Raw genomic sequence first — 591 nt, forward strand, 5'->3', positions numbered from 1 at the left:
GGCACGTTGTCGGTGAAGGAGGGTGACCTGTGGTCGAGCTGGACGACGCAGGCGCATGGTGTGGCGAAGTTCGAGATCGACGGTGACCGCATCGGTGTGCTGACGACCGGTGGTGACGTCATGGTCAAGGAGGGTGATCTCTACACCGGTTGGAGCACGCAGGCCGGTGGTGTCAAGGACTTCCACCTGGCCGGTGGCCGGATCGGTGTGCTGCGCAACGACGGTTCCCTGGCGGTGAAGGACGGCAACCTGTGGGCGTCGTGGACCGAGCAGACGGGCAACGTCAAGGACTTCGACCTGACGCCGAACCGCATCGGCGTGGTCTTCACCAACGGCGAGGTGACCGTCAAGGAAGGCGACCTCTACGCGGGCTGGGTCAGCCAGATGAACGGTGCGAAGGACATTGAGCTCGCCGCAGGGCGCATCGGTGTGCTGCGCGAGAACGGCTCGCTCGTCGTGAAGGACGGCACCTTGTGGTCGTCGTGGACCGAGCAGACCGGTGATGTCGCGAACTTCGAGATGACGAACAACCGCATCGGCGTCGTGCTCACCAGCGGTGAGGCCACAGTCAAGGAAGGCGACCTCTACGCG

The 591-nt window shown here is 64.3% G+C and carries 1 protein-coding gene; it reads left to right on the plus strand.

What is annotated here, in order from left to right:
• A partial coding sequence (locus tag ADL03_RS48070; RefSeq protein WP_053731869.1) for a hypothetical protein occupies window positions 1-591 on the plus strand: 591 nt, incomplete at both ends.

The organism is Nocardia sp. NRRL S-836 (assembly GCF_001279525.1).
In the GTDB taxonomy this organism is placed as follows: domain Bacteria; phylum Actinomycetota; class Actinomycetes; order Mycobacteriales; family Pseudonocardiaceae; genus Lentzea.